At 56.2% G+C, this 19,304-nt stretch carries 19 protein-coding genes; 12 read left to right on the plus strand and 7 right to left on the minus strand.

Annotation, left to right across the window (positions count from 1 at the left end):
- Positions 1-114 precede the first annotated feature (114 nt).
- The 4 genes from GNG26_RS01850 to rlmB all read left to right on the plus strand — a co-directional run bounded on the left by GNG26_RS01850 (position 115) and on the right by rlmB (position 5,316).
- On the plus strand, positions 115-1,413 hold the full coding sequence (locus GNG26_RS01850) for an adenylosuccinate synthase (protein ID WP_039028486.1): 1,299 nt from the start codon (positions 115-117) through the stop codon (positions 1,411-1,413).
- Positions 1,414-1,614: 201 nt separating this feature from the next.
- Positions 1,615-2,040 carry a nitric oxide-sensing transcriptional repressor NsrR gene (nsrR, locus tag GNG26_RS01855; RefSeq protein ID WP_103822997.1) on the plus strand — a complete coding sequence of 142 codons (426 nt, stop codon included), beginning with the start codon at positions 1,615-1,617 and terminating at the stop codon, positions 2,038-2,040.
- A gap of 38 nt (positions 2,041-2,078) precedes the next feature.
- Positions 2,079-4,520, plus strand: coding sequence for a ribonuclease R (gene rnr / locus GNG26_RS01860; RefSeq protein WP_156237589.1), 2,442 nt, complete (start codon positions 2,079-2,081; stop codon positions 4,518-4,520).
- Positions 4,521-4,584: 64 nt separating this feature from the next.
- On the plus strand, positions 4,585-5,316 hold the full coding sequence (gene rlmB / locus GNG26_RS01865; RefSeq protein WP_156237591.1) for a 23S rRNA (guanosine(2251)-2'-O)-methyltransferase RlmB: 732 nt from the start codon (positions 4,585-4,587) through the stop codon (positions 5,314-5,316).
- A gap of 91 nt (positions 5,317-5,407) precedes the next feature.
- Here the strand turns inward: rlmB and GNG26_RS01870 are convergent, their stop codons facing one another.
- Positions 5,408-6,697: an MFS transporter gene (locus GNG26_RS01870; protein WP_103823000.1), complete on the minus strand. Its 1,290-nt coding sequence runs from the start codon at positions 6,695-6,697 to the stop codon at positions 5,408-5,410.
- Between the two features lie 182 nt (positions 6,698-6,879).
- Between GNG26_RS01870 and GNG26_RS01875 the strand changes: the two genes are divergently transcribed.
- The gene (locus tag GNG26_RS01875) at positions 6,880-8,502 is read left to right on the plus strand and encodes an isovaleryl-CoA dehydrogenase (RefSeq protein WP_156237593.1); all 1,623 of its coding nucleotides are present in this window, start codon (positions 6,880-6,882) and stop codon (positions 8,500-8,502) included.
- Between the two features lie 3 nt (positions 8,503-8,505).
- Here GNG26_RS01875 and GNG26_RS01880 read toward each other — a convergent pair whose 3' ends face one another.
- From GNG26_RS01880 to bsmA, 3 genes are all read right to left on the minus strand, one after another.
- A complete protein-coding gene (locus GNG26_RS01880; protein WP_156237595.1) occupies positions 8,506-10,431 on the minus strand; it encodes a methyl-accepting chemotaxis protein in 1,926 nt (641 codons plus the stop codon).
- A 171-nt stretch (positions 10,432-10,602) separates the two neighbouring features.
- Positions 10,603-10,890 carry a DUF1471 family protease activator YjfN gene (gene yjfN, locus GNG26_RS01885; protein ID WP_103823003.1) on the minus strand — a complete coding sequence of 96 codons (288 nt, stop codon included), beginning with the start codon at positions 10,888-10,890 and terminating at the stop codon, positions 10,603-10,605.
- 135 nt (positions 10,891-11,025) lie between these two features.
- A complete protein-coding gene (gene bsmA / locus GNG26_RS01890; RefSeq protein WP_114316081.1) occupies positions 11,026-11,355 on the minus strand; it encodes a biofilm peroxide resistance protein BsmA in 330 nt (109 codons plus the stop codon).
- Between the two features lie 138 nt (positions 11,356-11,493).
- On the opposite strand from bsmA, the gene yjfP reads away from it, so the two are divergent.
- Positions 11,494-12,225 carry an esterase gene (gene yjfP, locus GNG26_RS01895; protein WP_156237597.1) on the plus strand — a complete coding sequence of 244 codons (732 nt, stop codon included), beginning with the start codon at positions 11,494-11,496 and terminating at the stop codon, positions 12,223-12,225.
- On the opposite strand, the gene ulaR is transcribed toward yjfP, so the two are convergent.
- Together ulaR and ulaG are read right to left on the minus strand one after the other, a co-directional pair.
- Positions 12,222-12,977, minus strand: a complete 756-nt coding sequence (ulaR, locus tag GNG26_RS01900; protein WP_103177977.1) for an HTH-type transcriptional regulator UlaR — start codon at positions 12,975-12,977, stop codon at positions 12,222-12,224. The genes yjfP and ulaR overlap by 4 nt on opposite strands.
- Positions 12,978-13,085: 108 nt before the next feature.
- Entirely contained in the window at positions 13,086-14,150 is a 1,065-nt protein-coding gene (gene ulaG, locus GNG26_RS01905) for an L-ascorbate 6-phosphate lactonase (RefSeq protein ID WP_156237599.1), read from the minus strand.
- 354 nt (positions 14,151-14,504) lie between these two features.
- On the opposite strand from ulaG, the gene ulaA reads away from it, so the two are divergent.
- From ulaA to GNG26_RS01935, 6 genes are read left to right on the plus strand one after another with little or no spacing between them, the layout of a single operon-like run.
- Complete coding sequence (gene ulaA / locus GNG26_RS01910; RefSeq protein ID WP_156237601.1) at positions 14,505-15,905, plus strand: PTS ascorbate transporter subunit IIC; 1,401 nt, start codon at positions 14,505-14,507, stop codon at positions 15,903-15,905.
- 12 nt (positions 15,906-15,917) lie between these two features.
- Positions 15,918-16,223 (plus strand): PTS ascorbate transporter subunit IIB, encoded by a 306-nt coding sequence (gene ulaB, locus GNG26_RS01915; protein WP_156237603.1) that lies wholly within the window; start codon positions 15,918-15,920, stop codon positions 16,221-16,223.
- Positions 16,224-16,233: 10 nt separating this feature from the next.
- Positions 16,234-16,701, plus strand: a complete 468-nt coding sequence (gene ulaC, locus GNG26_RS01920) for a PTS ascorbate transporter subunit IIA (protein ID WP_103823008.1) — start codon at positions 16,234-16,236, stop codon at positions 16,699-16,701.
- A 13-nt stretch (positions 16,702-16,714) separates the two neighbouring features.
- Positions 16,715-17,365: a 3-keto-L-gulonate-6-phosphate decarboxylase UlaD gene (locus GNG26_RS01925; protein ID WP_103177982.1), complete on the plus strand. Its 651-nt coding sequence runs from the start codon at positions 16,715-16,717 to the stop codon at positions 17,363-17,365.
- Positions 17,366-17,374: 9 nt separating this feature from the next.
- Positions 17,375-18,241, plus strand: coding sequence for an L-ribulose-5-phosphate 3-epimerase (locus tag GNG26_RS01930; protein ID WP_103823010.1), 867 nt, complete (start codon positions 17,375-17,377; stop codon positions 18,239-18,241).
- A complete protein-coding gene (locus GNG26_RS01935) occupies positions 18,228-18,914 on the plus strand; it encodes an L-ribulose-5-phosphate 4-epimerase (protein ID WP_156237605.1) in 687 nt (228 codons plus the stop codon). The genes GNG26_RS01930 and GNG26_RS01935 overlap by 14 nt, the downstream gene beginning before the upstream one ends.
- 79 nt (positions 18,915-18,993) lie before the next feature.
- Here the strand turns inward: GNG26_RS01935 and yjfY are convergent, their stop codons facing one another.
- Positions 18,994-19,269: a DUF1471 family protein YjfY gene (gene yjfY, locus GNG26_RS01940; protein WP_156237607.1), complete on the minus strand. Its 276-nt coding sequence runs from the start codon at positions 19,267-19,269 to the stop codon at positions 18,994-18,996.
- Positions 19,270-19,304: the final 35 nt, after the last annotated feature.

The following is a 19,304-nucleotide window of genomic DNA, read 5'->3' on the forward strand; positions in this document are numbered from 1 at the left end:
ATCGTTTAACTGGCGAGGAAGGCATCAATTTCGCCGAAATTTGTATACAAAAAAAGCTGAACATCATCAAAACCGATGGTAGAATCCATTTTTAAGCAATCGGTGATTTTGAAAATGGGTAACAACGTCGTCGTACTGGGCACCCAATGGGGTGACGAAGGTAAAGGGAAGATCGTCGATCTTCTGACTGAGCGTGCTAAATTTGTTGTACGCTATCAGGGTGGTCACAACGCAGGCCATACTCTCGTAATCAACGGTGAAAAAACCGTCCTCCATCTTATTCCATCAGGCATTCTTCGTGACAATGTGACCAGCATCATCGGTAACGGTGTTGTGCTGTCTCCTGCTGCGCTGATGAAAGAGATGAAAGGCCTGGAAGACCGTGGCATCCCGGTTCGCGAGCGTCTGCTGCTCTCCGAAGCCTGTCCGCTGATCCTCGACTACCACGTTGCGCTGGATCTGGCGCGTGAAAAAGCACGCGGCGCGAAAGCAATCGGCACCACCGGCCGTGGTATCGGCCCGGCTTACGAAGATAAAGTCGCTCGTCGCGGTCTGCGCGTTGGCGACCTGTTTGATAAAGCCACCTTTGCTGAAAAACTGAAAGAAGTGATGGAATATCACAACTTCCAGCTGGTGAATTTCTACAAAGTTGACGCCGTTGACTACCAGAAAGTGCTGGATGACGTCATGGCGATCGCTGACATCCTGACCGGTATGGTTGTTGATGTCTCCGATCTGCTGGACCAGGCGCGCAAGCGTGGCGATTTCGTCATGTTCGAAGGTGCGCAGGGTACACTGCTGGATATCGACCACGGTACCTATCCGTACGTAACCTCTTCCAACACCACCGCAGGTGGCGTGGCAACTGGCTCTGGCCTGGGTCCACGTTATGTGGATTACGTTCTGGGTATCATCAAGGCTTACTCCACTCGTGTGGGTGCGGGTCCGTTCCCGACCGAACTGTTTGATGAAACCGGCGAGTTCCTGTGCAAGCAAGGTAACGAGTTTGGCGCGACCACCGGCCGTCGTCGTCGTACCGGCTGGCTGGATGCGGTTGCTGTGCGCCGTGCGGTGCAGATCAACTCCCTGTCTGGCTTCTGCCTGACCAAGCTGGACGTCCTGGACGGCCTGAAAGAAGTGAAAATCTGTGTTGCCTACCGTATGCCGGATGGCCGTGAAGTGACCACCACTCCGCTGGCTGCTGACGACTGGCAGGGCATCGAGCCGATCTACGAAACCATGCCAGGCTGGTCTGAAACCACCTTTGGCGTGAAAGAACGTAGCGGCCTGCCACAGGCAGCGCTGGATTACATCCAGCGTATTGAAGAGCTGACCGGCGTACCGATTGATATCATCTCTACCGGCCCGGATCGTTCTGAAACCATGATCCTGCGCGACCCGTTCGACGCATAATGATGGTTTCGCCCGGCGGCGCTACGCTTGCCGGGCCTACAACACCCATCACAGGCCGGAAAGCGATGCGCATCCGGCTTTTTCGTTCTCCTTTCCCCCTTTCAGTTTAAATAAATTCGCCGTTGACTATCTGGCTGGTTTATCATCATTAATGAATATCTCTGCGGATATACCGCGTTTTACCCTTTTCCTGAGGTTGATGTGCAGTTAACAAGTTTCACCGATTACGGATTGCGTGCGCTGATTTACATGGCGTCGTTACCCGCTGGACAGATGACCAGTATCTCTGAGGTGACAGAGGTCTACGGCGTGTCCCGTAATCATATGGTCAAAATAATCAATCAACTTAGCCGAGCCGGATACGTTGCTGCCGTCCGCGGGAAAAATGGCGGCATCCGCCTCGGTAAACCGGCACAGAGTATTCGTGTTGGTGATGTGGTGCGCGAACTGGAGCCATTGTCTCTGGTGAACTGCAGCAGCGAGTTCTGCCACATTACCCCCGCCTGTCGACTGAAACAGGCGCTTTCAAAGGCTGTGCAAAGTTTTCTCATGGAGCTGGATAACTACACGCTGGCCGATTTGGTTGAAGAGAATCAACCGCTGTATAAATTATTGCTGGTGGAATGAAGAAAACGTCCACCGGAGATGACAACGGAGGAACCGCTATGTCACAAGATCCTTTCCAGGAACGCGAAGCCGAAAAATACGCGAACCCTATCCCCAGCCGCGAGTTCATCATTGAACACCTCACAAAACGCGAAAAACCTGCCAACCGTGAAGAACTTGCCGTTGAACTGAACATTGAAGGCGAAGAGCAAATTGAAGCCCTTCGCCGCCGCCTTCGCGCGATGGAGCGCGACGGACAACTCGTCTTTACCCGCCGTCAATGCTATGCCCTACCGGAGCGTCTCGATCTGCTGAAAGGCATGGTGATTGGCCACCGTGATGGTTACGGCTTCTTGCGCGTCGAAGGCCGCAAAGATGACCTCTACCTCTCATCTGAACAGATGAAAATGTGCATTCACGGCGACCAGATCCTGGCCCAGCCGCTGGGTGCAGACCGCAAAGGGCGTCGTGAAGCGCGCGTTGTGCGTGTGCTGGTGCCAAAAACCAGCCAGATCGTGGGCCGCTACTTCACCGATGCTGGTGTGGGTTTTGTGGTGCCGGATGACAGTCGCCTGAGCTTTGACATCCTCATTCCGCCTGAAGAGGTAATGGGCGCGCGGATGGGCTTTGTGGTGGTGGTTGAGCTGACTCAGCGTCCAACCCGTCGTACCAAAGCGGTCGGGAAGATTGTGGAAGTGCTGGGCGATAACATGGGCACCGGCATGGCCGTGGATATGGCACTGCGCACCCATGAAATCCCCCACGTCTGGCCAAAAGCCGTTGAAGAGCAGGTTGAAGGGCTGAAAGAGCAGGTGCCGGAGTCGGCAAAAGCGGGCCGCGTGGATCTGCGCAGCCTGCCGCTGGTCACCATTGATGGCGAAGACGCCCGTGACTTTGATGACGCCGTCTACTGTGAGAAAAAACGCGGCGGCGGCTGGCGTCTGTGGGTGGCGATTGCCGATGTGAGCTATTACGTTCGTACTGGCACCCCACTGGATGGCGAAGCGCGTAACCGTGGCACCTCGGTCTACTTCCCGTCCCAGGTTGTACCGATGTTGCCGGAAGTGCTCTCCAACGGCCTGTGTTCGCTTAACCCGCAGGTTGACCGTCTCTGCATGGTTTGTGAAATGACCATCTCCAGTAAGGGGCGTTTAACCGGCTACAAATTCTATGAAGCGGTGATGAGTTCACATGCGCGCCTGACCTATACCAAAGTGTGGCATATGCTGCAGGGTGATCGGGATCTGCGTGAACAGTACGCCCCGCTGGTGAAGCACATCGAAGAGCTGCATAACCTCTATAAGGTGCTGGAGCAGGCGCGTGAAGAGCGCGGCGGCATCTCATTTGAGAGTGAAGAGGCGAAGTTCATCTTTAACGCTGAGCGTCGCATTGAGCGTATCGAACAGACCCAGCGTAACGATGCCCACAAGCTGATTGAAGAGTGCATGATCCTGGCGAACATCTCTGCGGCACGCTTCGTTGAGAAAGCCAAAGAGCCCGCGCTGTTCCGTATCCACGATAAACCGACCACCGAGGCCATCACCTCTTTCCGTACCGTACTGGCGGAGCTGGGTCTGGAGCTGCCGGGGGGCAACAAGCCGGAGCCGCGCGATTACGCCGAGCTGCTGGAATCGATTAGCGATCGCCCTGACGCGGAAATGCTGCAAACCATGCTGCTGCGTTCCATGAAGCAGGCGATTTACGATCCTGAGAACCGCGGCCACTTTGGTCTGGCGTTGCAGTCTTATGCGCACTTTACCTCGCCGATCCGCCGTTATCCGGATCTGTCACTGCACCGTGCCATTAAGTATCTGCTGGCACATGAGCAGGGCCACAAAGGCAACACGACCGAAACCGGGGGTTATCACTACTCCATGGAAGAGGTGCTGCAGCTGGGCCAACACTGTTCCATGACCGAACGCCGCGCCGATGAAGCGACGCGTGACGTGGCGGACTGGCTGAAGTGCGACTTCATGCTGGATCAGGTCGGGAACATCTTTAAAGGTGTGATTGCCAGCGTCACCGGCTTTGGCTTCTTTGTACGCCTTGATGAACTGTTTATCGATGGTCTGGTGCATGTCTCATCCCTGGACAACGACTACTACCGTTACGATCAGGTTGGGCAGCGTCTGACCGGCGAGTCCAGCGGCCAGACCTACCGTCTGGGCGATCGCGTGGAAGTGAAGGTTGAAGCCGTCAACATGGACGAGCGTAAGATCGATTTCAGCCTGATCTCCAGCGAGCGTGCACCGCGCAACGTGGGTAAAACCGCGCGCGAAAATGCGAAGAAAGGGGCTGCCGGTAAAACCAGCGGCAAACGTCGTCAGGCCGGTAAGCGGGTCAACTTCGAGCCAGACAGCGCCTTCCGTGGCGAGAAAAAACAGAAGTCGAAGGCCGCGAAGAAAGAGGCCAGAGCAGCCAAAAAACCGTCGGCCAAAACCCAAAAAATAGCTGCGGCGACCAAAGCGAAGCGTGCGGCAAAGAAAAAAGTGGCGGAGTAATTCTCCCCTGACCTTGATCCTCTCCCGAAAGGGAGAGGTGAACAGTAATTAATGAGAACCATCAATGAGTGAAATGATTTACGGCATCCACGCGGTGCAGGCCCTGCTGGAGCGCGCACCGGAGCGTTTTCAGGAAGTCTTTATTCTGAAAGGGCGTGAAGATAAACGCCTGATGCCGCTGATCCATGCCCTGGAAGCGCAGGGCGTGGTGATCCAGCTGGCGAACCGTCAGTATCTGGATGAGAAAAGCGAAGGTGCGGTGCACCAGGGGATTATCGCCCGCGTGAAGCCGGGACGCCAGTATCAGGAGAACGATCTGCCGGATCTCATCGCTTCTCTGGAAAATCCGTTCTTCCTAATCCTCGACGGCGTGACCGATCCGCACAACCTCGGTGCCTGCCTGCGTAGCGCCGATGCGGCGGGCGTCCATGCGGTGATCGTGCCGAAAGATCGCTCCGCGCAACTCAACGCGACGGCCAAAAAAGTGGCCTGCGGCGCGGCGGAGAACGTGCCGCTGATCCGTGTGACCAACCTGGCGCGCACCATGCGTCAGTTACAGGAAGAGAACATCTGGATCGTCGGTACTGCAGGTGAAGCAGACCACACCCTGTTCCAGAGCAAAATGACCGGTCGTCTGGCGCTGGTGATGGGTGCCGAAGGTGAAGGCATGCGTCGTCTGACGCGGGAGCATTGCGACGAGCTGATCAGCATTCCGATGGCGGGCAGCGTCTCGTCCCTGAACGTTTCTGTAGCAACCGGCATCTGCCTGTTCGAAGCGGTACGCCAGCGCGGGTAGTCTGTTGTGCCCGGTGGCGCTGCGCTTACCGGGCCTACGGTCCGTGCTTTTGTAGGCCGGGTAAGGCGAAGCCGCCACCCGGCAGTATCACTCACTCCTCCAGCGACCGTAAATGGTCATCCTTCTTAAGCGTCATCAGCGCCCCAATACTCACCACCGCCGTGACCATCACGTAATACGCCGGAATATCCAGGTTCCCCGTCTCTTTTATCAGCCCGGTAATGATTAGCCCCGCACAGCCCGAGAAGATGGCGTTCGACAGCGAATAGGCCAGCCCCAGTCCGGTATAGCGCACCCTTGTCGGGAACATCTCTGACAGCATGGCCGGACCTGGCCCTGCCAGCATCCCCACCAGGCCACCGGCAATCAGCACCACTATCGCTTTCACCGCCAGGGTGCTGGACTCCGCCTGCAAAATTTTCAGCAACGGCAGGGCGAGGATCAGCAGCAGCGCGGCGGCGATAACCATCACCGTCCGGCGTCCGATGCGGTCGCTGAGGATCCCCGATGGGATAATGGTCAGCGCAAAACCGATATTGGAGATCACCGCAATCAGCAGCGCCTGGTTAAAGCCGGTATGCAGAGCCGATTGCAGGTAAGCGGGCATGATCACCAGATAGGTATAGCCCGCGGCAGACCACACCATCACCCGGCCAATTCCCATCCCAATGGCTTTCAGCGTGTCGCTGGTGCGCGCCTTCACGGCCACCGGTTTGGTTTGTTGCTTCACGAAGCTGGGCGTCTCTTCCATGCTCACCCGCAGCCACAGGGCGACCGCCCCCAGCGGCAGGGCGATAAAGAAAGGAATGCGCCAGCCCCAGTCGTGCAGGGCTTCTGGCGTCAGCAGCGCGGAGAGCAGCGCCACAATGCCCGCGCCGGCCAGCAGGCCCAGCGCTACGGTAAAGGACTGCCAGGCGCCGTAGAGCCCGCGTTTACCGCGCGGGGCGAACTCGGTCATCAGCGACACCGCGCCGCCATACTCTCCCCCGGCGAAAAGTCCTTGCAGGATCCGCAGGCCGGTAATGATGAGCGGCGCGGCAATGCCGATGCTGGCATAGACCGGCACGATGCCGATTGCGGCGGTTGCCAGGGTCATCATCACCAGCACGATAATCAGTGTGGGTTTGCGGCCGATGCGATCGCCAATCCGGCCAAAGACGATGGCCCCCAGCGGACGAAAGAAGAAGGCGATAGCGAAAGAGGCGTAGGTGAGGATCAGGCTGGTCAGTCCCGCTTCACCGCTGAGCTGAAAGAAGTTTTTCGCAATCACGGTGGCGAGAAAACCGTATACCGCAAATTCGTACCATTCGATGAAATTACCAATTGAGCCAGCAATTAAAGCGCGCTTATGGGCATCCGGCGCCCGTTGAGTAGTTTGCATCGTCATCTCTCCATGAGGGTAAGAATAAATTATTCACCATAACAAACGATAAGAAATTTATTATTCGTTCATTGTGTGACCAGATTCACGCTTGAGCGTGGCGATATTGTGCGCCCGCTGTTGTGCAGTGCCTGCCCGGTTTGTCCATACTTATTCCATTGCCATAGAAGGAGGGATACGTTATGCACTGGCAGACGCACACTGTTTTTAATCAGCCTGCGCCACTCACCAACAGCAACCTGTTTCTTTCCGATCGCGCACTGTGTGAAGCGGTCAATCGTGAAGGTGCCGACTGGGACGCTGAGCTGCTCGCCAGCATCGGTCAACAGCTGGGTACGGCAGAATCCCTGGAGCTTGGCCGCCTGGCCAACGCCAATCCCCCTGAACTGCTGCGCTATGATGCCAGCGGAACCCGGCTGGATGACGTGCGCTTCCATCCCGCCTGGCACCTGCTGATGCAGGGGCTTTGTGCCAACCGGGTCCATAACCTGGCGTGGGAAGAGGAGGCGCGAAAAGGGGCATTCGTGGCCCGGGCGGCACGGTTTATCCTCCATGCGCAGGTTGAAGCCGGCACGCTTTGCCCCATCACCATGACCCACGCCGCCACGCCGCTTTTGCAGCAGGCGCTACCGCGCGCGTTTCACGACTGGCTGACGCCGTTACTGAGCGACCGGTATGACTCCCATCTGGCGCCGGGCAATCAGAAGCGGGGTCTGTTAATTGGCATGGGGATGACGGAGAAGCAGGGCGGCTCGGATGTTCTGAGCAACACCACCCGGGCAGAACGCTGCGGCGACGGGAGTTATCGGCTGGTGGGGCATAAGTGGTTTTTCTCGGTGCCGCAAAGCGATGCCCATCTGGTGCTGGCGCAGGCCAAAGGCGGCCTGTCGTGCTTCTTTGTTCCCCGTTTTCTGCCTGATGGCCTGCGCAACGCCGTGCATCTGGAGCGTCTGAAAGACAAGCTGGGCAACCGCTCGAACGCCAGCAGCGAAGCCGAGTTTCTCGATGCTACCGGCTGGCTGCTGGGCGAAGAGGGGGAAGGGGTGCGCCAGATCCTGAAGATGGGCGGCCTCACCCGTTTCGACTGCGCGCTCGGCAGCCACGGCCTGATGCGCCGCGCCTTCTCGGTGGCGTTGTACCATGCCCACCAGCGGCAGACCTTTGGCAAAAACCTGATCGACCAGCCGCTAATGCGCGATGTGTTAAGCCGCATGGCGCTCCAGTTGGAGGGGCAGACGGCGCTGCTGTTCCGCCTGGCGCGGGCTTGGGATCGCCGGGGTAACGAGCAGGAGGCGCTCTGGGCGCGGCTGTTTACCCCGGCGACGAAGCTGGCGATCTGTAAAGCGGGGATCCCGTTTGTCGCCGAAGCGATGGAGGTTCTCGGAGGGATCGGTTATTGCGAAGAGAGCGAGCTGCCGCGCCTGTACCGCGAGATGCCGGTTAACAGCATCTGGGAAGGTTCGGGCAATATCATGGGGCTGGACGTGCTGCGGGTGCTGGCGAAACAGCCTGGCGTAGTCGATCTGCTTGCGGCGGATTTTGCCGAGGTTAAAGGTCAGGATCGTCATTTCGATCGCAGCTGGCGCCAGCTCCAGCAAAAACTGCGTAAACCGCAGGAGGCGCAGGGCAGGGAGATCGCCCGGCAGATTTACCTGCTGGGCGCGGGGGCGCAAATGCTGCGCCATGCTTCTCCGCCGCTGGCGCAGGCCTGGTGTCGTGAAATGCTCGACGCCCGTGGCCGATCGTTGCTCAGCGAACAGGTGCAGGACGACCTGCTGCTGCGCGCCACGGGCGGCGTGGCCTGATCCTTACAGGCGGAACAGGCTGACCAGCTCGGTCAGGTGCGAACCCTTCTCCCGCAGGGTTTGCGCCGTCTGTTCGCTGCGTGAGACGCGGTCGGCGTTGATATGCGACGCTTCGCCGATATGGGTCATCGCCAGGTTCACCTGACCAATACCCGCCGACTGCTCGTGAGAGGCATGGTTAATCTCGGTTACCAGCGCCTTGATGTTATCGATGTGCGCGATGATGCTCTCCATCGCCTGGCGGGTCTGCTCCGACAGGGCGTGGCCTTCGCTCACCTTGCTGAGCGTATCGCCAATCAGCTGCTCAATCTCCTTCACCGCGTTGGCGCTGCGCGCTGCGAGGGCGCGGACCTCCTGGGCTACCACGGCGAAGCCTTTACCATGCTCGCCCGCCCGGGCGGCTTCGACGGCGGCGTTGAGCGCCAGAATATTGGTCTGGAAGGCGATACCTTCAATCACCCGGGTGATGGCTTCGATACGTTTTGATGCTTCGCGAATATCATCCATGGTGGAGACAGCATTGCTGACGGTCTCCCCACCCTGATGCACCGCCCGGGAGGTTTCGCCGACCAGCTGCTGGGTCTGCTCCATATTGGCGGCGTTCTGCTGCACGGTGGCCGCCAGCTGCTCCATACTGGCGGACGTCTCCTCCACGCTGCTGGCCTGCTTGTTGATCTGCTCGGAGATCTCGCCGGTATCCGCTGCCAGGGCGTTGGTCCCGAGATGAATATCGCCCGCAGCTTCCCGCACCTGCAGCACGATTTTTTGCAGCCCGCCGCCAATGCCGTTGATGGCACCGATCAGCTGACCCACCTCATCCTGACGGGTGGCAGGCAGGGTGGCGCGCAGATCGCCTGCGGCATACTGTTCGGCCAGGCCAATCACATCACGCAGCGGGCGCGTGAGCCAGCGGCGGATAATAAACACGAACAGCATGGCAAAGAGCGCGGAAAGCGCCACGCCCGCCAGCAGGAAGCGGTCGCGCATACTGGTCACATCAGCCAGCAGTACGGTTTTATCCACCTCGCCCACAATCGTCCAGTTCCAGCCCGGTAGCGGTGTCCAGGCCATGATCAACGTGCGACCATCAGCGCTCTGGCGTTCCAGAGTGCCGGATTTATCCCCCAGCAGCTGTTGTTGAACGGTGTTATCCCACTTCGGCAGCTCTCCCTCTTCTGCGCTATGGAACAGGTACTGGCCGTAGTTCTTGCCGTTACTGCGGTTCAGCACAAAGAAGTGACCGCTCTCGCCCAGACGGCGGCTAAGAATCTTCTCGCGCATGACGTTCCAGGAGTGGGTGATGTCGACGCCGACGAAGATAATGGCAATCACCTGACCGCCTGCATCTTTTACCGGCTGGTACTGGGTGATATAGCGTTTACCGAATAGCAGGGCGAGGCCGCGATACACCTCACCTTTGTTGACCACTTCCCATGCCGGGCTGGCATGATCGAGTACCGTACCGATGGCCCGGTCGCCGTTCTCTTTACGCAGCGAGGTCGCCACGCGGACAAAATCGTCGCCGCTACGGACAAAGAGCGTAGAGATCGCGCTGGTGCGATTCAGAAAATCATCGGGGGTAGTGTTGTTCTCATGGAGTTCCGTATCGCCGCCTTTCAGCAGGGGGACGCTCTGGCCGTTGATGACGCGGGTCTGGCTGGCATCAATACTCAGCGGCTGCGGCAAAAAGGTGGTGAACAGGCGGGTGTAGCTCTCTACCTCTTCGGTGAGGCTGGTATTGAACATCTGCACCATATCCACCACGCCGGTGGACTGGTTATGAAGGTCTTCTACGGCCAGCGATTCAAGTTTTTGACTGGCGTTGTAGCTCAGGAGAAAAGTGAAAAGTAAAAAGAGAGTGGCGACACTCAAGCCGGTAAGCAGCGATAGCTTTGTGCCCAGACCTGCACGGCGGAAAAAGTTGATCATAAATTGCTCATTGTTAAAAAGGTATCGCTTTTCAACGGCAGAGCGGGGATAACATTTATTGGCTTTATGTAACAAAATGTTACAAAGATATCTCAGAGGAGTTATGGCAAGGATAATAGAATTGTAAAGATTAAAAAGCCACTCTTTTTTAGTGGCTTTTATTGACGATTTTCAGACGTAAAGGATGGCCTGCGCCCGCCAGCGATCGACATGGCTCTCTTCCTGCATTTTTATGATGCGATACCACGAGGCACCCTGCTCATCGGCTTTCAGCGCAATCATGCGCTCTACGTCCTGCGGGCTCCCTGAGATATCACTCACGGAGATCAATCCAATTTCATTTAAACCCGTCACACAATCAGCGCTGGCAAATTCAGCTGACTGTGCTGCCGTACTCACCAGACCGGCTGAGAGTAACAGTGTGGTCAAAGCAAGAGATCGTTTCATCGTCAGCTCCATTTTACGTGTCCCCGGTATCCGCCGGGCAATCCTTCGCTAATAAACTCATTTCCATTGTCACTGGCTGGAGTTTATTGTGGACAGGAAAACGTCTATGGACGCAAAGCAGTGTAAATGTCGTTTAAATACCGCGCGTTATTTACGGTATAAAATGGCTTGCGAATACCATTGTCCCGTCACGATGGTTTCATCGATAAGGACGATGACGTAATAATCTGCTTTCGCGGCGACAGCTTTTGCTTTAATGGCCTCTGCCGCATCATCGGGAGAGCCTCGCTCGAGTGCGGTCACGGTACCCATTCGCTGTAATCCTTCCGTTTGATTACGACGTATCTCCTGGGGGTGATCGGCGACCGGTGGCGCAGGCTGCGGCGTACCTTGCAATACGCTACATCCGCCCAACAACACCATCAGCGTTAAAGCAGCAACCTTTCGCATAAACCTGTCTCGTTTCCTGATAGCCATAGTGTAGATCTCTGTTGATTTGACATTGGGGGAATGTTCCCAAATTGTTAGCTATAGCGTAAATTTCGAATGAAAATTGTGTGAAAGCGTAAGCCAGTTCTCAACATTATGATTCACCCATAAGTATGAGGCCCAATTATGATTGAACTTGAAGTACGGCAGCTTGGCGACCATGAGATTGTACATGCCGTTCCCGCAGGAAAGGGGGCTAAGCCGTTGCCAGTTGTTATTTTTTATCATGGTTTTACCTCATCAAAACTGGTCTACAGCTATTTTGCGGTGGCGCTGGCGCAGGCAGGTTTTCGGGTGGTGATGCCGGATGCGCCCGATCACGGGGCCCGTTTTAGCGGTGATGAGCAGGCCCGCCTGGGACAGTTCTGGCCGATCCTGCATGGCAACCTCACCGAATTTGCCCCGTTGCGGGATGCGCTGTATCAGGCCGGGCTGGTGGCCGATGAACGGCTCGCGGTGGCCGGGGCCTCAATGGGGGGAATGACCGCGCTGGGCATTATGGCGCGCTATCCGGAGGTCAAATGTGTGGCAAGCCTGATGGGCTCGGGCTACTTTACCTCGCTGGCCCGTACGCTGTTTCCGCCGCAGCAACCCGAGTCATTCGCGTCGATGGTCGCACCGCTTGCTGACTGGGAGGTAACGACCGCGCTACCGCGTCTGGCTGACCGCCCGCTGCTGCTGTGGCACGGTGAGGAGGATGATGTGGTGCCCGCCGGGGAGACATTCCGCCTGCAACAGGCGTTGCAGCAGGAAGGGCTGGATAAAAATCTGACCTGTCTGTGGGAGGCGGGAGTAAAACACCGTATTACGCCGGGCGCGCTCGACGCCACGGTCGCGTTTTTCCGCCAGCACCTTTAAACGCGCAGGATCTTCACGCCCTGATCTTCCAGTTTCTGGAGGATCTGTGGGTTAGCGTTTTTACCGGTGATCACCATGTCTATCTGCTCGGCACGGCTGAAGAGCATGCCCGCACGTTCCCCGACCTTGCTGCTGTCGACCAGGACCACCAGCTTGCCGACCACGTTCAGCATCTTCTGCTCCGCCATCGCCGTCAGCATGTCGGTTTTATACAGCCCTTCGGCGGTGAGCCCCTTGCCGCTGGTAAACATCCAGTGGCCAGCATAGAGCGTGTTCTCGCTGTCCTGCGGGCTTAGGGTGATGGACTGGCTCTTGTTGTACTGCCCACCCATGATCACCACGCTTTCGTGCTCCTGGTCAATCAGGTAGTTGGCCAGCGGCAGGTAGTTGGTGATGATCTGCACCGGTTTGCCGCACATCTCGCGGCCCAACAGAAAGGCGGTGGAACCGCAGTTAATCACCACGCTTTCGCCAGGATTAACCAGCTGGGAGGCGGCTCTGGCAATACGTACTTTCTCGTCGTGGTTCTGTGCCTGATGAATATTCATTGGCGACCAGCGTGGGCGCTGCTGGCTGATCCCTTCCGCGCCGTTACGCACCTTTTTCAGCTTACCGCTCTCATCAAGTTTGTTGATGTCCCGGCGTGCCGTCGCCGGAGAAACGCCCAGCCGGGCAATCACCTGTTCAACGGTGACAAACCCCGTTTGCGCCAGGAGTTCCAGTAAGATTTGATGACGTTGTGCTTCTGTCATGAGCTATTCCGAAATAAATTGATTTTAAAAGATGATATTTGAAATAGCCTGAAATTACTAAGCAAAAGTTGGAATCGCCAGGCGCAGCGCCTGGCGATGAGGGGCCAATTACAGGAAAGATTTGAACGGCAGATCCGGCTCAATGGTAAAGCAGTCGTCAAAGCCGCGCGGGTAGTGATACTCGAAATTATCCTTATCCAGCGGCCAGGTAAACTTGCCGCCCACCTGCCAGATAAAGGGCTTAAAGCCATATTTCAGCCGATCTTTTTTCATCTCCCACAGCACGCGGATCTCCTGCGGATCGGCCTGGAAGTTTGACCAGATATCATGGTGGAACGGAATCACCACCTGGGTATTCAACGCTTCAGCCATGCGCAGAATGTCAGCGCTGGTCATCTTATCGGTGATGCCGCGCGGGTTTTCGCCATAGGAGCCCAGCGCCACGTCGATATGGTGCTCATTACCGTGTTTGGCATAGTAGTTAGAGTAGTGTGAGTCACCGCTGTGGTACAGCGTACCGCCCGGGGTTTTGAACAGGTAGTTCACCGCACGTTGGTCCATGCCGTCCGGTAACACACCCGCTGCCTTTTGATCGGCTGGCAGAGTAATCAGCGCTGTACGGTCAAACGCATCGAGGGCATGAATTTCAATGTCTTTGATTTTCACTACATCGCCCGGTTTCACTACGATGCAGCGCTCTTTTGGCACGCCCCAACCGATCCACAAATCGACGCAGGTCTGCGGTCCAATGAAAGGCACGTCATCCGCACAGTTCTGCATGACTGCCGCCGCGACGTTAACGTCGATGTGATCGTTGTGATCGTGGGTCGAGAGGACGGCATCTATCTGACGAATCGCAAAAGGATCAAGGACAAATGGCGTGGTACGCAGGTTTGGCTGCAGCTTCTCGACGCCCGCCATACGCTGCATCTGATGACCTTTTTTCATCAGTGGGTTGCCGTGGCTCTGTTTGCCAGTGCCGCACCAGAAATCGACGCAAACATTAGCCCCGTCCTGAGATTTTAGCCAGATACCGGTACAACCCAGCCACCACATCGCAAATGTGCCCGGCGCGACCTGCTCTTGCTCGATCTCCTCATTCAGCCAACTTCCCCATTCCGGGAAGGTGCTGAGGATCCATGATTCGCGGGTAATAGTGTTCACTTTACTCATAGTCAGACTCCCTCTCTATCACAAGTAATCATTTGGTGACGTGTTTTGATTGATATTGGCACCAATGAATCAGCATTGCAATGGCGATTTGCGAGCGTTACGGCAATCTAAAGCTGCTCTCATTAAAAATCCTATACGTGATTTTTATGCTTTGTCTTTGTTAACTTATTGAAATAAATATTTTTTATTGATATCGCATAGGTGCGGATAAAGACATCGCACTTAGGGTGGAAATAATTTGCGTGATACGTCACAAATAATCAAATTCAATCTTGTGGTGATTATTTGTGATTACTAGAGTGGAGGCCTGTTGTACGAACACTAGGCATCGTACCGCCTTTACCGGAGAGTGTTATGGAGATCCTCTACAGCGTCTTTACCGTCTTTTTTAATCAGGTCATGACCAACGCCCCGCTGCTGTTGGGTATTGTGACGTGTCTGGGTTATATCCTGCTGCGTAAAAGCGTGAGCGTGATAATCAAAGGCACCATTAAAACCATCATCGGTTTTATGCTGCTTCAGGCGGGTTCAGGCATTTTAACCAGCACCTTTAAACCCGTTGTCGCCAAAATGTCGGAAGTGTATGGCATCAACGGCGCTATATCAGACACCTACGCCTCAATGATGGCCACTATCGAACGTATGGGAGATGCCTATAGCTGGGTGGGATACGCCGTCCTGCTCGCACTGGCGCTGAACATCATTTACGTTCTGCTGCGTCGGATTACCGGCATCCGCACCATCATGCTCACCGGCCACATCATGTTCCAGCAGGCCGGATTGATTGCGGTTTCCCTCTATATCTTCGGCTACCCGATGTGGACCACCATTATCTGCACGGCGATCCTGGTCTCGCTCTATTGGGGCATCACCTCCAATATGATGTACAAGCCGACGCAGGAAGTGACCGACGGCTGCGGTTTCTCTATCGGCCATCAGCAGCAGTTTGCCTCATGGATTGCCTATAAAGTCGCCCCGTATCTGGGGAAAAAAGAGGAGAGCGTAGAAGATCTGAAGCTGCCCGGCTGGCTGAATATCTTCCACGACAATATTGTCTCTACCGCCATCGTGATGACCATTTTCTTCGGCGCGATCCTGCTCTCATTCGGTATTGATACGGTGCAGGCGATGGCCGGTAAAACGCACTGGTCTATCTATATCCTGCAAACCGGCTTCTCCTTCGCGGTAGCGATTTTCATCATCACCCAGGGCGTACGCATGTTCGTGGCTGAACTGTCTGAGGCCTTCAACGGTATTTCTCAACGCCTGATCCCTGGCGCCGTACTGGCAATTGACTGCGCGGCAATTTATAGCTTCGCGCCGAACGCCGTCGTCTGGGGCTTTATGTGGGGCACCATCGGCCAACTGATTGCGGTGGGCATCCTGGTGGGCTGCGGCTCCTCCATCCTGATCATTCCTGGCTTTATCCCGATGTTCTTCTCCAACGCCACTATCGGCGTGTTCGCTAACCACTTTGGCGGCTGGCGCGCGGCGCTCAAGATCTGCCTGGTGATGGGCATGGTTGAAATCTTCGGCTGCGTGTGGGCGGTCAAACTGACCGGTATGAGCGCCTGGATGGGCATGGCGGACTGGTCAATCCTGGCGCCGCCAATGATGCAGGGCTTCGCCTCTGTCGGTCTTATTTTTATGGGCGTCATCATTCTGATTGCACTGGCTTATATGTTCTTCGCTGGCCGTACGCTGCGGGCGGAAGAAGATGCGGAAAAACAAACAGCAGAAGTTACTGCTCACTAAGGAGTTTTGATTATGACCGTACGTATCCTGGCTGTGTGTGGCAATGGGCAAGGGAGCTCCATGATCATGAAGATGAAAGTGGACCAGTTTTTAACCCAGTCAAACATTGACCACACGGTAAACAGCTGCGCGGTGGGTGAATACAAAAGTGAACTGAACGGCGCGGACATCATCATCGCCTCTACCCACATCGCCGGTGAGATTAGCGTCGCAGGCAATAAATATGTGGTGGGTGTACGCAACATGCTGTCGCCTGCAGACTTCGGCCCAAAACTGCTGGAAGTGATCAAAGAGCACTTTCCGCAAGATGTGAAGTAAGGAGAGGCATATGAAACTACGTGATTCGCTGGCGGAGAATAATTCCATCCTTCTCCAGGCCGAGGCCAATACCTGGCAGGAGGCGGTAAAGCTGGGCGTTGATTTGCTGGTTAAGGCGGATGTCGTTGAGCCGCGTTATTACCAGGCCATTCTTGATGGCGTTGAGCAGTTCGGGCCCTATTTTGTGATTGCGCCAGGGCTGGCGATGCCGCATGGTCGCCCGGAAGAGGGGGTCAAAAAAACGGGTTTCGCCCTGGTCACCCTGAAAACGCCGCTGGTGTTTAACCACGAAGATAACGATCCGGTGGACATCCTGATCACCATGGCGGCCGTTGATGCCAATACCCACCAGGAGGTGGGCATTATGCAGATCGTCAACCTGTTTGAAGATGAAGCCAATTTTGACCGTTTACGCGCCTGCCGTACCGCGCAGGACGTGCTGGATTTAATCGACAATGCCACTGCGGCGGCAGCTTAAGAGGGAGTTGAACATGTCATTACCAATGTTGCAGGTTGCGCTGGATAACCAGACTCTGGCCCACGCTTACGAAACCACGCGTCTGATTGCGGAAGAGGTGGACATTATCGAAGTGGGCACCATTCTGTGCGTCGGGGAGGGGGTCCGTGCCGTCCGCGATCTGAAAGCCCTCTATCCGCATAAGATTGTGCTGGCCGATGCCAAAATTGCCGATGCGGGCAAAATCCTGTCGCGGATGTGTTTCGAAGCCAATGCCGACTGGGTGACGGTCATCTGCTGCGCAGATATCAACACCGCGAAAGGCGCGCTGGAAGTCGCGAAAGAATTTAACGGTGACGTGCAGATCGAACTCACGGGCTTCTGGACCTGGGAGCAGGCAGAAGCGTGGCGCGCTGCGGGTATTCAGCAGGTGGTCTATCACCGCAGCCGCGATGCGCAGGCCGCGGGGGTCGCGTGGGGCGAGGCGGATATCAGCGCCGTTAAACGCCTGGCGGATATGGGCTTTAAGGTTACGGTGACGGGCGGGCTGGCGCTCGAAGATTTGCCGCTGTTTGCCGGCATTCCTATCCACGTCTTTATCGCCGGTCGCAGCATTCGCGATGCCGCCTCGCCGGTGGAAGCGGCGCGTCAGTTTAAACGTTCCATCGCCCAGCTGTGGGGATAAGGAGCGGTTATGTTAAGCAAACAGGTTCCGCTTGGCATCTATGAAAAGGCGCTCCCCACCGGGGAGTGCTGGCTTGAGCGGCTGCGGCTGGCGAAACGGCTGGGATTCGATTTCGTTGAAATGTCGGTGGATGAGACGGATGCGCGTCTCTCCCGACTCGACTGGAGCCGCGAGCAGCGTCTGGCGCTGGTGGACGCCGTCGCCGAAACTGGCGTAAGAGTTCCCTCGATGTGCCTGAGCGCCCACCGTCGTTTTCCGCTCGGCAGTGAAGATGACGCGGTGCGGGCGCAGGGCCTTGAGATCATGCGTAAAGCAATTCGCTTTGCGCAGGATGTCGGGATTCGCGTAATCCAGCTTGCCGGTTACGACGTTTACTATCAGGAAGCCAATGATGAGACGCGCCGTCGTTTCCGTGATGGCCTGAAAGAGAGCGTTGAAATGGCCAGTCGCGCGCAGGTCACCCTGGCGATGGAGATCATGGATTACCCGCTGATGAACTCCATCAGCAAGGCATTGGGTTATGCCCATTACCTGAATAATCCGTGGTTCCAGCTCTATCCCGACATCGGCAATCTCTCTGCGTGGGATAACGACGTGCAGATGGAGCTGCAGGCCGGCATCGGACATATCGTGGCGGTACATGTGAAAGATACCCGTCCCGGCGTCTTCAAAAACGTACCGTTTGGCAGCGGAGTCGTCGATTTTGAACGCTGTTTCCAGACGTTAAAACAGAGTGGCTATTGTGGGCCTTACCTGATCGAGATGTGGAGTGAAACGTCGGACGATCCCGAGCGCGAAGTGGTGCAGGCGCGTGACTGGGTACTTGAGCGTATGGCGCGAGCCGGGCTTGGGGAGGAAGATCATGCAGCAGCTTAAACAGCAGGTATTCGAGGCAAACATGGATTTGCCGCGTTACGGTCTGGTGACCTTTACCTGGGGAAACGTCAGCGCCATTGACCGTCAGCGCGGTCTGGTGGCGATCAAACCCAGCGGGGTGGCCTACGAGACCATGCGCGTGGAAGATATGGTCGTCGTGGATCTTGACGGAAAGGTCGTCGAAGGGCAATGGCGACCTTCGTCTGATACCGCGACCCACCTGGCGCTCTACCGGCGTTATCCCTCTCTTGGCGGGGTAGTGCATACCCACTCGACCCATGCGACCGCCTGGGCGCAGGCTGGGTTGGCGATCCCCGCGCTCGGCACCACCCATGCAGACTATTTCTTTGGCGATATCCCCTGCACGCGCGCACTCACCGAAGAGGAGGTGCTCGGCGAGTACGAGCTCAATACCGGCAAAGTGATTATTGAAACGCTGGGTGACGGCGAACCGCTGCACACGCCGGGAATTGTGGTCTATCAACATGGCCCCTTCGCCTGGGGTAAAGATGCCCATGATGCCGTGCACAATGCCGTGGTAATGGAAGAGGTGGCGAGAATGGCGTGGATTGCGCGCGGTATTAATCCATGCCTGAAACCTATAGACAGCTATCTGATGGACAAGCACTTTATGCGTAAACATGGCCCGAATGCTTATTACGGGCAAAAATAAAAAAAGCCCCCGGGCAGGGGGCTAATAAGACTATGAAAATTTTTTCGTTGTTGGCTTTCCTGGTGCTAGCGTCAAAGCGTTACCGATAGATATCTGCGCTGACGTGCATATTGCCGTTGCTGCCCGGTTCACGGGTGAGCATGACGTGATAGTAGCGGGCATCCCGCGCATCGGCTTCTGCATTAATGGCTTCAGTCGCTTCACTTTCCGTGGCGAAGTTATGGTTGATATAAATGACGCCCAGACTTTGTACATCATCCATATTTCTGGCCTGTCGGCCATCAACCTGAATGGCTGCTGTCGCGTTTGCACTCAGCAAAAGCGCAGCCAGAACGGCAAGGGTGGATTTTTTCATGATATGCGCTCCACGACTAACTACGGTGCGACGAT

This window comes from Leclercia sp. J807 (genome assembly GCF_009734465.1).
GTDB lineage: Bacteria > Pseudomonadota > Gammaproteobacteria > Enterobacterales > Enterobacteriaceae > Enterobacter.

What these genes read in the sequence shown, in the direction of transcription:
- GNG26_RS01870 (WP_103823000.1), bottom strand. Translation starts at nt 6,697, where the DNA reads ATGCAAACTACTCAACGGGCGCCGGATGCCCATAAGCGCGCTTTAATT.
- ulaG (WP_156237599.1), bottom strand. Translation starts at nt 14,150, where the DNA reads ATGAGTAAAGTGAACACTATTACCCGCGAATCATGGATCCTCAGCACC.
- ulaR (WP_103177977.1), bottom strand. Translation starts at nt 12,977, where the DNA reads ATGACAGAAGCACAACGTCATCAAATCTTACTGGAACTCCTGGCGCAA.
- GNG26_RS01880 (WP_156237595.1), bottom strand. Translation starts at nt 10,431, where the DNA reads ATGATCAACTTTTTCCGCCGTGCAGGTCTGGGCACAAAGCTATCGCTG.
- ulaC (WP_103823008.1), top strand. Translation starts at nt 16,234, where the DNA reads ATGAAACTACGTGATTCGCTGGCGGAGAATAATTCCATCCTTCTCCAG.
- ulaA (WP_156237601.1), top strand. Translation starts at nt 14,505, where the DNA reads ATGGAGATCCTCTACAGCGTCTTTACCGTCTTTTTTAATCAGGTCATG.
- bsmA (WP_114316081.1), bottom strand. Translation starts at nt 11,355, where the DNA reads ATGGCTATCAGGAAACGAGACAGGTTTATGCGAAAGGTTGCTGCTTTA.
- yjfY (WP_156237607.1), bottom strand. Translation starts at nt 19,269, where the DNA reads ATGAAAAAATCCACCCTTGCCGTTCTGGCTGCGCTTTTGCTGAGTGCA.
- GNG26_RS01925 (WP_103177982.1), top strand. Translation starts at nt 16,715, where the DNA reads ATGTCATTACCAATGTTGCAGGTTGCGCTGGATAACCAGACTCTGGCC.
- ulaB (WP_156237603.1), top strand. Translation starts at nt 15,918, where the DNA reads ATGACCGTACGTATCCTGGCTGTGTGTGGCAATGGGCAAGGGAGCTCC.
- rlmB (WP_156237591.1), top strand. Translation starts at nt 4,585, where the DNA reads ATGAGTGAAATGATTTACGGCATCCACGCGGTGCAGGCCCTGCTGGAG.
- GNG26_RS01850 (WP_039028486.1), top strand. Translation starts at nt 115, where the DNA reads ATGGGTAACAACGTCGTCGTACTGGGCACCCAATGGGGTGACGAAGGT.
- GNG26_RS01875 (WP_156237593.1), top strand. Translation starts at nt 6,880, where the DNA reads ATGCACTGGCAGACGCACACTGTTTTTAATCAGCCTGCGCCACTCACC.
- GNG26_RS01930 (WP_103823010.1), top strand. Translation starts at nt 17,375, where the DNA reads ATGTTAAGCAAACAGGTTCCGCTTGGCATCTATGAAAAGGCGCTCCCC.
- GNG26_RS01935 (WP_156237605.1), top strand. Translation starts at nt 18,228, where the DNA reads ATGCAGCAGCTTAAACAGCAGGTATTCGAGGCAAACATGGATTTGCCG.
- yjfP (WP_156237597.1), top strand. Translation starts at nt 11,494, where the DNA reads ATGATTGAACTTGAAGTACGGCAGCTTGGCGACCATGAGATTGTACAT.
- rnr (WP_156237589.1), top strand. Translation starts at nt 2,079, where the DNA reads ATGTCACAAGATCCTTTCCAGGAACGCGAAGCCGAAAAATACGCGAAC.
- yjfN (WP_103823003.1), bottom strand. Translation starts at nt 10,890, where the DNA reads ATGGAGCTGACGATGAAACGATCTCTTGCTTTGACCACACTGTTACTC.